Origin of the sequence: Williamsoniiplasma lucivorax ATCC 49196 (assembly GCF_000518285.1) — a bacterium.
In the GTDB taxonomy this organism is placed as follows: domain Bacteria; phylum Bacillota_I; class Bacilli_A; order Mycoplasmatales; family Mycoplasmataceae; genus Williamsoniiplasma; species Williamsoniiplasma lucivorax.
In genome coordinates, this window is record NZ_KI912415.1 from 1 (window position 1) to 16406 (window position 16406).

The following is a 16406-nucleotide window of genomic DNA, read 5'->3' on the forward strand; positions in this document are numbered from 1 at the left end:
AGCATTTAGGATAAGTGCTGATGTAAATGATGGTAAAATTAAATACACAAAGCAAGAAGTTAAACAATTAAGAGCTTTGATTGAACAAGGGAGTAAAGAAGTGCAAGTTATCAAAAATATGTTGCTAGTTCCAAACAAAGGGGCATTACCAATTGGACCAATTGGACCAAAGAAAATCTCAAAAAAAGACCAACTAATCAAAGACTTACAAAATGAAGTTGCTGAATTAAAACTTATGGTTGGACACTTAATCGAGGAAAATAAACAATTAAGAGCGGAAAATGCTGAATTAAGAGCGGAAAATGCTCAATTACGAGCAGAAATCGCTGAATTAAGAGCAGAAAATGCTGAATTAAGAGCAGAAAATGCTGAATTAAGAGTTTATATTGGTAAATTAGAGTCTAAGTTAGATCAACACGTTCCTAATTGAAGAATGGAATAAAAAACGGAATATTCATAAAGGATAGACAAGATAGAATTTGTACTTTATTTGATTTAAACCAAAGAGAAGAGAATATTAATTATTTAAAAATTAGTAAGTAAGTTAATTCAATTTGTTTAAATGTAAATATCAAATAAATATAAACAATCTAAAAACAAAATTTAAAAGCAAGAGATTTTTTGAAATACAGACCCAGTGAAAAGTATGCGACAAATGTTTAGCGACGCAACCACATTTAATGGTGATATTTCTGGATGAGTCACTTCAAAAGTAACTGATATGCAATTAATGTTTCAAATGGCCAAAAAATCAATGCAAACCTAAAGCGATGATTAAAATGACCACTATTAATAGTCCTTAAAATTCAAAGTTTATAAATTCCAGAAGTAAGTTGGTGTTTACTTCTGGAATTTTTATGTGAAGAAGATTATTCAATCTCAAGTTTCTTATTTTGTTTTGTACTTGCTCACTTCTTTTGTAAATAAACCTTAACTATCCCAATTGGTCAACCAAGGAAAAGAAGACCAACAACACCAATGTTTCATCAGAAACCAGTAATGCTGGTTTTGAAGTTTCACATTAAGATGATTGTGCCAACAAACATTAAAATCGCAATTGTTGTGGAAACTAAAGCTAAGAGTCAAAAGATAAAATTATTGTAATGTTTAACATAATGAGGATCTTTTAACCGTAAGTAAATAATCACAATTTGGGTAATGAATTTTAAAACTGCTAAAGCTAAAGTTAAGTAAGAAACAACTTCCATTAATGATGGAAAAATCACATAAAAAGTGGAAACAATAACTAGGAATAACATTGCTAATCAAGGCATATTAGTTTTTTGGTAAGTTAATTGAAAGATTTCAAAGAAATCTTTTTCTTCGCTCATTTTAAAAACTAAACGGGAATGGTACACCAAATAAGCATTTAAAGAACCAATAAAAATAAAGGTGGTTAAGACATTAAAAGTATTGGCCACTCATTTTGGTAAGCCACCATTAATAATTGCATTCGTTCAAACATTCCCCGGACCTTGTCAATCTTTAGGGTTAGCTAAAGTTAATAAACCAATCGCTAAAAAAACATAGATTAAAATAATCGCAATTGTTGACCAAATTAAAGCACGGGGAATGTTTTTCTGCGGATTAATTACTTCCCCACTCACATAAGTAATTGCTTCCATTCCTGAATAAGCAAACGAAGTTAAAGCAATCGCTGGGAGCAACATAAAACTTGACATATAAATATTTCCTAAATTTTGGTTAATAACTTCGGCATTAAAAGAATTCGTCACATTACCTTTAATCATTGCTAAAATTAACACAAAACCAATGGGAAGCATTTTAATCATTGTAAAGACAATTTGTCCGCGCCCACTCCCTTTCGGGATAAAGATTTGTAAGACAACTAGTAAAAGTAAAACCCCCACACCAATTCCACGACCATATCAGGCTAAGGCTTCCTCACTGCCTTGAATATTGAAGATTGTGACAGCCACAGCCCCAAGTGAAACAACAGCAGTGGCAATCGCTGTTGCTGAGACAAAAAAGACCATTACTCAACCAAACCAAAATGAAACAGCATTTCAATTGGCTTTGCGCAACCAATAATAACTAGTCCCATTTTCAGGATAAGATGTTGAAGTTTCAGCTAATAACAGCATTTCTGGCAAGACGAGTAAACCACCAATAATTCAAACAATAATCATTAAAATCGGGTTCTGTTGAACTTGGTGTCCAACAGAACCAAAAGTAATTAAAATCGAAGAACCAATGGTGGCTGAAATCGCCATCATGAAAATGCTTCAAAAGCCATATTTACGTTTTAATTTATTCATTAGCCAACCTTCTTACTTTTTTAACTTTTAGTAGTTTTCATTGTTGATTGTACAATACAAAATAATAATTAACCTTGAAAAATTCGCTTCTTAGGAATAAAATAAAATAAAGAATAATTTCCAAAAAAAAATTTAATTTTGGTATTATTTTTTAGAGAAAATCATTAAATTAAAGAGGTTAAAATGAAAATTATTGTTATTGGAACAAACCACGCCGGAACCACGGCGGTTAGAACCATTAAAAGATTAGACCCGAAAGCAGAAGTTGTTACTTATGATAGAAATGACAACATTTCCTTCTTAGGATGTGGAATTGCTTTGTGGGTTAAGGGTGAGTTTAAAGATCCTAAAGGATTATTTTATGCTAACCCAAAAATGCTTGAAGAAGAAGGCATTAAAGTAAAAATGGAACATGAATGAGTTTCAATTGACGCTAAGAAAAAAACTGTGAGAATCAAAGATTTAAAAACAGGCAAAGAATTTGACGATAACTATGACAAATTAATTATCGCCACAGGTTCATGACCAATCGTTCCACCAATTCCAGGTATTGATTTACCAGGTGTGCAAATTTGTAAAAACTATGACCATGCTAAAATTATCCAAAAAGCAAACCTAAACCCAGACATTAAAAATGTGGCTGTTGTCGGAGCTGGATATATCGGTGTGGAATTGGTTGATGCTTTTGTTGCGGCTGGTAAAAAAGTTACTCTAATTGATGTAGCTGATCGCATTATGCCAAACTACTATGACAGTGAATTTACATCAATTGTTGAAGCAGGCATGAAAAAAGCTGGAGTTAAAATGGCTCTTGGTGAAAAAGTTGTGGAATTTAAAGCTGGTAAAGACGGCAAAATCAGCAGCGTTGTCACTGACAAAGGTAAAATCAAAGCTGATTATGTTATCTTCTCAGTTGGAGTAAGACCACAAACCAAACAATTGGATGGGGTTGTTGATCTTTCGCCAATTGGAGCAATTAAAACTAACGATCATATGCAAACATCAAACAAAGATATTTTTGCAATTGGGGATTGTGCTGAAGTACATAATATTGCTTTAAATCAACAAATGCCAGTGCAATTAGCAACAACAGCTGTTAGAACTGGAATTATTGCAGCAGTTAACTGTTTACAAAACAACACTATGAAAACTCCGGGATTTGCTGGGGCAAACGGAATTGATGTTTTTGGATTCAAAATGGCTAGTGTTGGATTTACTGCGACATCAGCCAAAAGAATGGGAGTTGAAGCTGAAGAAGTTTTCTTCACTGATAATGACCGTCCAGAATTTATGTCATCAAAATCACCTGTCTGATTAAAAGTAGTATGAGAGAAAAAATCACGTAAAATTATTGGAGCTCAGGTGGGTTCAGAAGTTAACCATACAGAAACTATGTACATGTTTGCTTTAGGAATCCAAAAAGGGTTAACAATTGATGAATTACCACTAATTGATATTTTCTTCTTACCACACTTCAACAAACCTTATAACTTTATTACCTTAGCTGGTTTAGAAGTTTTAGGATTGAATTATTTCAAAAAAAATGATTCTAAAAAGAAAAAATAATGAAAATCTTATTTACCAAAACAAATAGTCCTTATGCTAATTTAGCAACAGAAGAATATTTGTTTAATTCGAATAAATACCGACCTCCAATCATCTTTTTGTGGCAAAATCAAAATACGATTGTTGTTGGTAAAAACCAGAATACATTCGCTGAAATCAATTTAATTAACGCCCAACAAGATGACGTTAATATCGTGAGAAGAAACACTGGTGGTGGAACGGTTTATCAAGATTTAGGAAATTTATGTTTTTCCCTTTTAATTAGTAATAACAATGAAAGTTCAGTGGAAGTTTTTGAAAAATCATTACAACCAATTTTAGACTTATTACGTAATTTAGGTTTAAATGCTAATTTTAAAGGCAGAAATGATTTGGAAATTGACGGAGCTAAAATTTCTGGCAATGCCCAAATGAAAAATAGTCATAAAATTCTTTCTCATGGAACATTATTATTTGATGTTGATTTAGCGAAAATCAACAAATATCTTAATGTAAATCCGGTGAAAATGGAATCTAAAAAAATTAGTTCTGTGAAAGCACGAGTGACAAACATTAAACCACTATTAAAAGAAACGATTTCAATTGAAGATTTTATCAAAATGATTGCTAAACAATATATGCAAGCTGATGTTGAAGAGTTGGTTTTAGATCAAGATGATTTAAAAGCCATTGAAAAATTAACAAATGAAAAATTTAAATCTTGAGATTGAAATTTTGGTCACAACGAAACATTCAATTCCATCAAAACTGAATACTTACCAAGTATTGGTTTAATTGAAGTGGGGATGAATGTTGAAAAAGGAATTATTAAAACAATTGATATTTTTGGGGATTTTTTAGGAACGATTGGGACTTATGAAATTACCCAAAAATTAAAGAATAAAAAATATGATAGAGAAACTATCAAAATAGAATTACAAAAAATTAAAAATCTTAATGAAATTTTTGGTGCAGAAATTGCAATCGATACATTATTGAATTTAATTTTAAAATAAAGGAGAGTTATGGCCTACAAATATATAGGAAAATTTGATCCATTAAAAAACGAACAAGTTCGTATAATGGATGAAAACGGAAAGATTATCAACAAAGATTTGATGCCTAAAATTAATGATGAAAAATTAGTTGAAGCATATAAATTAATGTGTTTATCAAGAACACAAGATTACTACCAAAATAAACAACAACGTTTAGGAAAAATCTTATCATTCTTGTCTTCAACTGGACAAGAAGCTGGAGAAATTGCTTATGCAATGCATGTTAGACAAGGTAAAGATTGATTTTTACCAGCATACAGAAACAATGCTGCATGATTAGCCACTGGTATCCCAATGAAAAACATTATGATGTATTGAATGGGAAATGAACGTGCAAACATCCCACCAGCTGGAGTAAAAAACTTACCAATTAACATCGTGATTGGTTCACAATATTCACACGCTGCTGGAATTGCTTTTGCAGAAAAATTTAACAACAAATCAGACAATGTGGTTTTAACAACTACTGGAGATGGTGGATCAAGTCAAGGGGAAGTTTATGAATCATTAAACTTCGCTCAATTAAAAAAATTACCAGTTATTTTTGTTATTGAAGATAACAAATGAGCGATCTCAAACCCTTCATCTAATGCCACAGCAGCATTGAACTTCGCTGTTAAAGGATTAGCATCAGGAACACCTGGACTTAAAGTTGATGGTAATGATTTCTTAGCCTCATGAGGAGTTTTTGAAGAAGCTTTTGATTATGTGAGAAAAGGCAATGGTCCAATTTTAATTGAACTAAACACTTACCGTTTAGGAGCTCACTCATCATCAGATAATCCAGATGTTTACCGTCCAAAAGGTGAATTTGAAGAACAAGAAAAATTCTGTCCAATTATCAGAATGAAAAAATACCTTGTTGAGAAAAAACTTTGAGATGATAAAAAACAAGCAGAACTAGATGAAAAAAATCAAGCTTTTGTTGAAAAAGCTTTTGAAGAAGCAATGGCAAGCAAAGATTATCCTTTAGAAGATGTCTTTGAATACATGTATTCAGAAATGACACCAATTCTAAAAGAACAATATGCTGAAGCTAAAGAATTCTTCAACAAATACCCAGAATCAAAAGATGGAGGACACCACTAATGCCAGTTTTAAATAACGTACAAGCAGTAACAAATGCTTTAGATGTAGCGATGGACAAATGAAAAGAAGTTGTCGCTTTCGGAGAAGATGTAGGACAAGATGGGGGAGTATTCCGTGCCACAATGGGTCTATATGATAAATATGGAGAAAACCGTTGTTTCAGTATGCCAATTTCAGAAGCGCTCTTTGCTGGAGCTGGTTATGGAATGGCTGTTGCTGGAATGAAACCAGTTATTGAATTTCAATTTGAAGGATTGGGATGAGCTTCATTACAAAATATTTTCACCCAAATTGCCAAAGTTAGAAATCGTAGCCGTGGTTCTTATTCAGTGCCACTTGTGATTCGTATGCCAATGGGTGGAGGAATCCGTGCGTTGGAACACCATTCAGAAGCAATGGAAGCAATGTATGCTCACTGTCCAGGAATTAAAGTTGTAATTCCTTCAACACCATATGACACAAAAGGGTTATTATTAGCAGCAATTGAATCACCAGATCCAGTCGTTGTCTTTGAACCAACTAAGTTATACCGTGCTTTCAAACAAGAAGTACCAGATGGATTTTACACAGTACCAATTGGAGAAGCTTATAAAATCCAGGAAGGAAATGATTTAACAATTGTGACTTATGGAGCACAAACTGTTGATTGTGAAAAAGCGATCGAGATGTTATTACAAGAACGTCCAAATGCAAGTATTGAATTAATTGATTTACGTACAATCCAACCTTGAGATCGTCAAATGGTTTTCGAATCAGTGAAAAAAACAGGAAGATTGTTAGTTGTTCATGAAGCTGTCAGATCATTCTCAGTTTCATCAGAAATTATTGCCTCAGTTAATGAAGCATGCTTTGAATATTTAAAAGCACCATTATCAAGATGTACAGGATACGATATCGCCATTCCATTTGACCGTGGAGAAGGATATCACCAAGTTAATCCAATTAAAGTACTTGTTAAAATGAAAGAAGTATTGGATTACCAATTTTAAGAAGGAGAAAGAATGTTTAAAGTAAAATTTGCAGATATAGGAGAAGGTTTAACGGAAGGAAAAGTTGCTGAAGTTTTAGTAAAGTTAGGTCAAACAGTGAAAGCTGGAGACCCACTTTTCTTTGTTGAAACTGATAAAGTAAACTCAGAAATTCCTGCCCCAGTGGATGGGAAAATCGCCAATATCTTAATCAAGCCAGATCAAGAGATTGTTGTTGGAGAAGTGGTTATGGAAATTGATGATGGTTCATCAACAACCCCAACCCCAACTGCTAAAGTTGAAGCAGCTCCTGTTAAAGAAGAAGAAAATGCTAGTGTTGTTGGTGCAACACCAGTTTCAAACAAATTAATCACTCGTGGAGGTGTTAATATGCCAACCCAAACAAAAAATGAAGAAATTAAAGCAACACCGTTAGTGCGTCGTATGGCTTTAGATTTAGGAATTGATTTAGCAACAGTAACTCCAACAGGACCTGGTGGAAAAATTCTTTCTGAAGATTTAAAAAGAGCTGCTGCTCAACCAAATCAAGCTAGTCAAGCAGCAATTGTGCAACCAGTTCAACAAGTGGGTAAATCAGTGGATCAACCAACACCACCCCCACTTCCAGCATTCGATGATGCTTTAACATTCGAAACAAAACCAATGAATCCAATTCGTAAGGCAACTGTCAAAGCGATGAAAATTTCGCATACGCAAAATGCTGCTTTTACTGGATTCAAAGACATGGATATCACTAATTTAGTTGAAACTCGTAATCAATTAAAAGATGTAGCTGCCAAACAAGGTATTAAATTAACTTATTTAGCATTTATTGTTAAAGCAGCTGCGCGTGCTTTAAAAGATTTCCCGAACATTAATGTTCGCATTGATGAAGAAAACAATGCAATTCGTTATATGAATAATATCAATATTGGAATTGCTGTTGATACACCAGATGGATTAATGGTGCCAGTCATTAAAAGTGCTGACAAATTATCATTATTCCAAATTGCCCAAGCAATTACTGATTTAGCTGATAAAGCACGTCATAAAAAATTAACAATTAAAGAAATGACAGAAGCAACTTTCACAATTACCAACTTCGGTTCAGTCGGCTTAACTTATGCAACTGCAATTATTAACCCACCCGAAGCAGCGATTATGGGGGTTGGAGCAATGAGCAAACAACCAGTTTACATTAATGGTGAATTCAAACCAAGAGATGTGATGCCGTTTATCGCAACAGTTGACCACCGTATTATTGATGGTGCTGATGCTGGAAGATTCTTGATGAAAGTGGAAGAATACTTACAAAACCCAATACTTTTATTAGTTGGATAGAAAAAGGATAAGAGAATATGTTTAAAGTAAAATTTGCCGATATTGGGGAAGGTTTAACTGAAGGAAAAGTTGCTGAAGTTTTAGTAAAGTTAGGTCAAACAGTGAAAGCTGGAGACCCACTTTTCTTTGTTGAAACTGATAAAGTAAACTCAGAAATTCCTGCCCCAGTGGCTGGAAAAATCGCCAATATCTTGATCAAACCCGATCAAGATATTGTTGTTGGAGAAGTGGTTATGGAAATTGATGATGGTTCATCAACAGTTGAAACTCCACCAGTTGTCAAAACTGAAGAACCAGCTGAAGAAAATGCAAGTGTTGTTGGTGCAACACCAGTTTCAAATAAATTAATTACCCGTGGTTTACCAAAACAAGCAGCACCTGTACAAACTAAAAGCGCTTCTGCTGATTGTGCACCCGCCTTAACAGATTGTGATACACAAATTCCTGCACGAGGTACTCATAGTACAAACAGGACTACTAGTCAACCATTTAAAGCACCAAACCCTGAAAAACACTTTGATATTATTGTTGTCGGAGCAGGAGTTGGTGGTTATGTTGCAGCAATCAAAGCTGCTAATTTAGGTTTAAAAACTTTAATTATTGAAAAAGGTGCTTATGGAGGGGTATGTCTAAACATTGGATGTATTCCAACTAAAACTTTATTAAAATCTGGAAAAGTTTTTGAACAAACAACTCAAAAAGCAGCTGCTTTTGGAATTGAAATTTCCAAAGATGCTAAAATTACTGTTAACTGAACTAAAGTCATGGAACGTAAGGAAGACATCATCAAAAAACTAAGTAGTGGTGTGCTTTACTTAATGAATAAAAATAAAATTAAGCATCTTGAAGGCGAAGCTCTTGCTCTTGATAACCACACCATTAAAGTTAATGGTGAAACATACACAGCTGATGATTTAATTATTGCAACTGGTTCAACTCCACGTGGATTAAACTTACCTGGCTTTGAACAAGCGCAAAAAGCTGGTTTTTTACTAAACTCAACTGATGCTTTATCATTACCAAAATTACCTAAAAAAGTTGTCATTATTGGTGGGGGAGTAATTGGGGTTGAATTTGCTTCAATGTTTGCTAGTTATGGTAGCCAAGTGACTTTATTACAAGGTTTACCAACTATTTTAGAAATGCTTGATGGTGATTTATCTAAAGAAATGACTAAAATTTTAAGTGCAAAAAATAACATTACTATTGTAACTAATGCGATGATCAAAGGTATTGAAAAAAACAAAGTTGTTTATGAAGTTGATGGTAAAGAAGTGAAATTAGAAGCTGATTACTGTTTACAATCTGTCGGAAGACAAGCAGTCACAACTGGTTTTGATAACATTGGTCTGCAAAAAACTGCTAATGGTTATATCGAAATGGCCAATGACTATTGTCAAACAAACATTGATAACGTTTATGCAATTGGAGATGTTAATGGAAAATTAATGTTAGCCCATGTGGCGAGTCACGAAGGTGTGATTGCTGTTAACCACATCGCTACTAAAAAAGGTGTGAAACATGCCGGACATACTAAAATGGAATTTGAATGTGTGCCAAGTTGTATTTATGCTTCTCCAGAAATTGCCTCAATTGGTAAAACTGAAGAACAATGTCAAAAAGAAAACATTGACTACAAAGCATTTAAATTTCCATTCTCAGCCATTGGTAAAGCTTTAGCTGATGGAGATACTCATGGTTTTGTGAAATTAATTATCGAAAACAAATATCAAACAGTGATTGGAGCGCACATTATTGGAAACCGTGCAACAGAAATGATTTCTGAAATCGCTGTGGCAATGGAATCAGAAGCCACAATTGCTGAGATTGCTCATGCTATTCACCCTCACCCAACAATGAGTGAGGCGATTGGTGAAGCTGCTGAAGCATTGTTAACTGGAAAGACTTTGAACTTATAATATGTACTCATTAAAAGATTTAAAAGAAGTTTTAAAAACTTCTGCAACCCAAACAATCATTTTCCCAGAAGGGGATGAAGCGAAAATCCAACAAACAGCAACAATGCTTGTTGAAGAACAACTAGTTGATGTGATTTTGTTATTCAACAAAAAAACAGATATTCCAACTGGTTTAAATACACAAATCAAAGTTATGTCAGTTGATCAAATAGATGTCGCTCCATATATTGCAAAATTTATGGAAATTCGTGGTGATAAAACGAATTTAGAACAAGCTACTAAATTAATGCAACTAAGAACATACATTGGAACAATGATGATTTTAGAACAAAAAGCTGATGCAATGGTTTGTGGTTTAACTTTCACAACAGCTGATACTTTACGTCCAGCACTTCAAGTTGTGAAAGTTAAAAAAGGGATGGCAATTGCTTCATCAGCTTTCATTATGAAAAAAGGTGAACAAGCATTTATTTTTACTGATTGTGCTTTAAATGTTAACCCTGATGCCAAACAATTAGCCCAAATTGGGATCATGGCGACTGAGTTTGCTAAAACAATGAATGTCACTAATCCTGAAACAGTTTTTCTAAGTTATTCAACTAAAGGATCTGGGGCTGGTGAGGCTGTTGATAAAGTGGCTCAAGCGATCAAAGAACTTGATGCCATCAAACCAGATTTTGCTTATGACGGAGAATTTCAATTTGATGCTGCTTTTGTGCAAGAAGTGAGAATGAAAAAAGCACCAAATAGTAAACTAACAAAAGCAACCCCTGATGTTTTTGTCTTTCCAGAATTACAATCAGGAAATATTGGCTATAAAATTGCCCAACGTTTAGGTGGTTTTGATGCTGTTGGACCATTTATTTTAGGTTTAAATAAACCAATTAATGATTTAAGTCGTGGAGCAACACTGGAAGACATTTATGAAACTGCAATTTATACAGCGTTTCAAGCATTAAACTCACAAAATTAATGTATTATCACAATTAGAAAAACAGAGGTAAAAAATGATTTTAGTCGTAAATCCCGGATCAAGTTCCATTAAGTTTCAATTATTCGAAACTAACCACGCTCAACCAATTTCTATTCTAGAAGGAATAGCTGAAAGAATTGGGGTCGATGGCAATTTAGTGATGAAATTTCAAGGGCAAAAACATCAATGAAAAGTGATGATGCCCGATCATCTAACAGCTGTTAGTGAAATCAATGCTCACATGTTGGAATTGCAAGTAATCAAAGATAAAAAAGAAATTCAAGGAATTGGTTTTCGAGTGGTGCATGGCGGAGACAAACTGGTCCACCCAATTATCATTGATGAACAAGTTAAAAAAGGGATTGAAGATAATTTTAAATTAGCCCCTTTACATAACCCTCCAGCACTTGTTGCAATTAATGCTTTTGAAAAACAATTTCATTTGCCAATGGTTGCTGTTTTTGATACAGCTTTCCACCAAACTCTTGACCCAGTTAATTATCTTTATCCTGTCCCATACACATGATACAAAGAAAATAAAGTACGTAAATATGGTTTTCATGGGATTAGTTATGAATATATCACAACCCACATGAGTCAAGTGTTAAACATTCCCCAAGACAAATTAAATTTAATTGTTTGTCATTTAGGGAGTGGGGCAAGTATTACTGCGATTAAAAATGGTCAATCATTAGATACATCAATGGGGTTCACCCCATTAGCTGGATTAATGATGGGCACTAGAAGTGGTGATATTGATGCTTCAATTGTTCAATACATGGTCAAAGAAACTGGCTTAGATGCCTTTCAAATTACTGATATTTTAAATAAGCAAGCCGGTTTATTAGGAATGGCTGGGATGAGTGATATGCGTGATGTGACTGATGCTGTCCGTCGTCAAGAAGAATTACCAACCTTAGCCTGACATAAATATTGTCGTGTGGTAGCTCGTTATCTTGTAGATTATGCTAATCAACTTGCTGGCAAAATTGATGCGATCATTTTTACAGCTGGAGTTGGGGAGAATTCTAAATCAACAAGAAAAGAAATCATCAAGCATGTTAAATTGTTAAATTTAACAATTGATGAAACTGCTAACGAAGCCAAATATGATGATTATCAGTTAATCTCAACTGCCCAATCAGCATATCCAATTTATTGTGTGCGCACTAATGAAGAGTTAATGATTTGTCATCATACCTTAAAACTAGTTCAATAAAATTAAACAAACTATTAAATCTTAAAAATAATGATTAAAAAAGCAAAACCCCCACTTTTGAATGGAGGTTTTGCTTTTTTTATGAATCAATGAAGATTTGCTTGGATAAATTGTTAGTTTTTAATAATTTGAAATTTTTTTTCTGTTTTTAACAAAAACAATTGACAAAACAAGATAAAAAAGAGATTTTATTCTATGGGTGTAAAATTAAGTCAAAAATTTACATATTAAATTAAAAGGAAACATAATTAAAAATTAAATAAATAATATGACACAATCGTGCTTTTTTGGATTGAAAAAGGCTCGTTAACTAATATTCAAAAGCGATAATACAATGAATATGAATAAGATCAATAACTAGATGCTCATCTAAAAAATTAGATTTACACTTAGTTGCAAAGACAAAAATAAAAATAATCAACTAGAAAGAATAAAACAAAATAAAAATTATGAAAAAAACATTAATCTTCATAGGAATCACTGCCACAATAGGGCTGAATGTTTCTGCTGTTGTTGCTTGTAACAAGACAAAAAAATCAACATCACAAACTTCACCAGCCAATTATGATGCTTTAAAGCTTTTGATCGCTAATGCCAAAAAAATTAAATTAAAATCAAAAACTTTCGAGGCATTCAATGAACTTAAAGAAGCTATTAAAACTGCTGAAAGCTTATCACAATCTTTAAAAAGCGAAGATCAAAAAAAGATTGATGATACTTTAAGTACTTTAGAAAATGCCATTCAAACATTTAATAATTCTGGCAGACGTTTAGCTAGCAATGCTGAGCTTTTAAGACTAGTTAAATTGGGACAAGAAATGACTAGTCGAGATGATGTGCAACACTCCCCAGAAGATAAAGAAGCTCTTAGAAGGGAAATACATAGAGCTGAGAGGGTTTCGTTTTTTAGAGATTTAAAAAAACAAACCAATATTGATCAAGCAACTGCTTTTTTACAACATGCATTAAATGCATTTCAAGGTGTTGCAACTCAAAAAAGAGATTTAAAAGCATTTCAACATTACCTTGAGCAAGTATTCTATGCAAAAGAAGAATATTGAAATATTAATGATTTAATTCAAGCAATTAACGAACAATGCATTGATGTTATTGGTGGAATAACTATTTCAGAAATGGGAATAGATGCATCATTAAATCCAGAACAACTTAATGTAAAAAAATTTAAGTTTACTGCATTAAATAAGTCAAGCTTTAGTGGAGAAGTTGAACTGTATCAAGTTTTGAATAAAGCTAATCAAAATAAAACTATTTACATTGAAGAAGTGACCAATAAAATTAAGTCTGCGACAATAAGCGCCCCAGATAGAACAACAAAAATATTAAATATTGGTTGAGATATCAAGTTTAAAGCAGACACCATGCCGATTGGAGTTCAAAATGTTCCTAATTATATCAGCCCACTAATAACAAATTTGGACGGTCTTTTTGGAAGAAGTCATATTGATGAATTTACAACTTTTAATCAAAATCTATCCAATTGAAATACTTCAAACATAACTCATATGAATTATGTCTTTCATAATGCAGCAAAATTTAATGGTGACATTTCCACTTGAGATACTTCCAAAGTAACAGCAATGAGTTTTATGTTTTCTAATGCCCTTGAATTTAATGGTGATATTACAAATTGAAACACTTCAAACGTAACAAATATGTCTAGTATGTTTTGAGAAGCAAGAGCATTTAATCAAGACCTGTCAGCTTGAAACACTGCCAATGTAGAGAATATGAGCACAATGTTTGCCGGAACAAGAGCGTTTAATGGTGACATTTCAGATTGAGATACGTCAAAAGTGGGAAATATGTATTCAATGTTTTATGGCTCATATTTATTTAATGTTGACATTTCTAATTGAAAAACAACTAATGTAAAAAATATGTCTTATATGTTTTATCGTGCACGAGCATTTAATCAAAAACTTTCAAGTTGAGATACATCTCAAACAACAGATATGAGAAGAATGTTTGCTGAATCTTGAGTATTTAATCAAGATCTTTCCACTTGAGATACAGCAAAAGTCACAAATATGAATGAAATGTTCAGTGAATCAAGAGCATTTAATCAAGATATTTCTAAATGAAATGTTGAAGCAGTTCTAGATTTTCGTGACTTTGCATCAGAATCTAAATTAATCCCAACCCATCAACCACCCAAATTTAGATAATTTTTATTTTTTATTTTTTTCACTAACTGATAAAACAAAATTAAAATTAAATTCATTAAATCAATAAAACTAGAAGGAAAATTATGAAAAAAATAATAATGTCATTAGGAACAATTTCGACATTAGGGGCGAGTGTGTCATCTATTGTTGCTTGTCAGAAAAGCGTCAAATCACAAGTTGAACCAATAGTTAATTACAATACTTTTAAGCTTTTGGTCTCTAAAGCAAAAGGAGTGAAATTAGGAACTAGAACTAGGCCAGCATTTGTTCAACTTCAAGAAGCGATTGCAGAGGCCGAAAGCCTATCCAAAAACTCAATATTTCTCGAACAAGCAAAGATTGATAAAGCTTGGATTAATTTGGAAAATGCGATTCAAGCATTTTACAATCCAAACCAACATTTAACCAACAATGCCGAACTTTTAAAACTAATTGAATTAGGAAAAGCAACACTAAGAATGGATCGTGTCGGACACACAAAAACAGCTATAGATAATTTGGGCTTGGAAATTGCCAGAGCCCAAATAATAAATCTTTTAGAACGAGAACAACAAGCAAAAATTGATTATGCAGTTGCTTTTTTAAATCACGCAATCAATACATATAAAGGTGTTTTAACACCAAAAATTGATTTACAAATAGTTCAATATGAGCTAGAAAAAAATTTTTATGAGATCGAAGAACATTGAAATGTTAATGCTTTATGTGATGCTCTCAATCAAGAAGGGATTGATGTTATGGATGGAATTACGGTTTCAGAAGTAACAATAGACCCACTACTCAACGAAGAAAGACTTGATATCAAAAAATTTGTCATGAGTGCATCCAGTACATCGAGATTTACTGGAAACATTGCGTTATATCAAGTTTTAAATAAAGCTTGTCAAAATAAAACAATCTATATCGAAAAATTAACAGGTAAAATTAGATCTACAGAGCAAAGTGCCCCAGATGAAACAACAGAAATATTAAATATTGGTTGAGATTCTCATTTTATAGCACACGCAATGCCAATTGAAATTCAAAAAATTCCTAATTATATTAGTCCTCTCATAACAAGTTTAGAAAATTTGTTCGATTCAAAAGAAAAAGTTGATCAACGAATAGTTTTTAATCAAAACCTTGCCAATTGAAATACGAGAAATATCACTAATATGCAAGGTGTGTTTCGAGGGGCAACAAGATTTAATGGTGATATTTCTACTTGAAATACTGCCAATGTAATTACAATGGAAAACATGTTTTTTAGTGCATGAGCATTTAACCAAGATCTCTCAAAGTGAGACACATCAAAAGTACAAGACATGTCTGGCATGTTTTGTGATACACGAGCATTTAACCAAGATCTTTCCAAATGAAATACTGCTAATGTGGAAAGTATGAGTCAAATGTTTACATCAACAAAAGCATTTAATCAAGATCTTTCAGATTGAAATATTGCCAAAGTCAAGAATATGTCTGGCATGTTTCAAAGAGCAGAATTATTTAATACCGATCTTTCCAAATGAAATACTGCTAATGTCAAACATATGGCAATGATGTTTTATCAAGCACAAACATTTAATCAAGATATTTCTCGATGAAATGTTGAAGGGATTGTAAGCTTTAACTTTTTTGCATTTGCATCTAAACTCATTCCAAGCCATCAACCGCCTAAATTTAGACAATTATAATCAATGACAAAGCCAACTTTATGAATTTAAATGACAAAATATGACCACATATTTTGTCTTTTTTTATGATCTCTTTTGTAGAGAAATAATGGCGGTAAAACTAGTTTTATCAAAAGCTGATATTTGAAAAAAACATTTTAATATTATATGTATTTA

At 32.8% G+C, this 16406-nt stretch carries 12 protein-coding genes and 2 pseudogenes; 13 read left to right on the forward strand and 1 reads right to left on the reverse strand.

From position 1 onward, the window contains the following. Both P695_RS05725 and P695_RS06140 read left to right on the forward strand, forming a co-directional pair. A pseudogene (locus P695_RS05725) lies at window positions 1-442 on the forward strand (hypothetical protein); the annotation flags it as partial. A 195-nt stretch (window positions 443-637) separates the two neighbouring features. Continuing rightward, complete coding sequence (locus P695_RS06140) at window positions 638-766, forward strand: BspA family leucine-rich repeat surface protein (protein ID WP_146063681.1); 129 nt, start codon at window positions 638-640, stop codon at window positions 764-766. A 103-nt stretch (window positions 767-869) separates the two neighbouring features. Here P695_RS06140 and P695_RS0104830 read toward each other — a convergent pair whose 3' ends face one another. Continuing rightward, complete coding sequence (locus P695_RS0104830; RefSeq protein ID WP_028127087.1) at window positions 870-2279, reverse strand: APC family permease; 1410 nt, start codon at window positions 2277-2279, stop codon at window positions 870-872. Between the two features lie 183 nt (window positions 2280-2462). Between P695_RS0104830 and P695_RS0104835 the strand changes: the two genes are divergently transcribed. The 11 genes and pseudogenes from P695_RS0104835 (at window position 2463) to P695_RS05950 (ending at window position 16250) form a co-directional block, all read left to right on the forward strand. Continuing rightward, on the forward strand, window positions 2463-3845 hold the full coding sequence (locus P695_RS0104835; RefSeq protein WP_028127088.1) for an FAD-dependent oxidoreductase: 1383 nt from the start codon (window positions 2463-2465) through the stop codon (window positions 3843-3845). Further along, a complete protein-coding gene (lplA, locus tag P695_RS0104840) occupies window positions 3845-4840 on the forward strand; it encodes a lipoate--protein ligase (protein ID WP_035026638.1) in 996 nt (331 codons plus the stop codon). Before P695_RS0104835 ends, lplA begins: the two co-directional genes overlap by 1 nt. 9 nt (window positions 4841-4849) lie before the next feature. After that, a complete protein-coding gene (locus P695_RS0104845; protein ID WP_028127090.1) occupies window positions 4850-5971 on the forward strand; it encodes a thiamine pyrophosphate-dependent dehydrogenase E1 component subunit alpha in 1122 nt (373 codons plus the stop codon). Then, the gene (locus P695_RS0104850) at window positions 5971-6960 is read left to right on the forward strand and encodes an alpha-ketoacid dehydrogenase subunit beta (protein WP_028127091.1); all 990 of its coding nucleotides are present in this window, start codon (window positions 5971-5973) and stop codon (window positions 6958-6960) included. Before P695_RS0104845 ends, P695_RS0104850 begins: the two co-directional genes overlap by 1 nt. Before the next feature lie 12 nt (window positions 6961-6972). After that, window positions 6973-8280 carry a dihydrolipoamide acetyltransferase family protein gene (locus P695_RS0104855; RefSeq protein WP_028127092.1) on the forward strand — a complete coding sequence of 436 codons (1308 nt, stop codon included), beginning with the start codon at window positions 6973-6975 and terminating at the stop codon, window positions 8278-8280. A gap of 17 nt (window positions 8281-8297) precedes the next feature. Beyond that, window positions 8298-8696, forward strand: a pseudogene (locus P695_RS06425) (biotin/lipoyl-containing protein); the annotation flags it as partial. 108 nt (window positions 8697-8804) lie between these two features. Next, window positions 8805-10199: a dihydrolipoyl dehydrogenase gene (lpdA, locus tag P695_RS0104860; RefSeq protein ID WP_425314928.1), complete on the forward strand. Its 1395-nt coding sequence runs from the start codon at window positions 8805-8807 to the stop codon at window positions 10197-10199. Window position 10200: 1 nt separating this feature from the next. After that, window positions 10201-11172 (forward strand): phosphate acetyltransferase, encoded by a 972-nt coding sequence (gene pta / locus P695_RS0104865; RefSeq protein WP_028127094.1) that lies wholly within the window; start codon window positions 10201-10203, stop codon window positions 11170-11172. A 34-nt stretch (window positions 11173-11206) separates the two neighbouring features. Then, window positions 11207-12391 (forward strand): acetate kinase, encoded by a 1185-nt coding sequence (locus P695_RS0104870; protein ID WP_028127095.1) that lies wholly within the window; start codon window positions 11207-11209, stop codon window positions 12389-12391. A 449-nt stretch (window positions 12392-12840) separates the two neighbouring features. After that, entirely contained in the window at window positions 12841-14577 is a 1737-nt protein-coding gene (locus P695_RS05945) for a BspA family leucine-rich repeat surface protein (protein WP_051437403.1), read from the forward strand. Window positions 14578-14660: 83 nt separating this feature from the next. Then, the gene (locus P695_RS05950) at window positions 14661-16250 is read left to right on the forward strand and encodes a BspA family leucine-rich repeat surface protein (protein ID WP_051437404.1); all 1590 of its coding nucleotides are present in this window, start codon (window positions 14661-14663) and stop codon (window positions 16248-16250) included. Window positions 16251-16406: the final 156 nt, after the last annotated feature.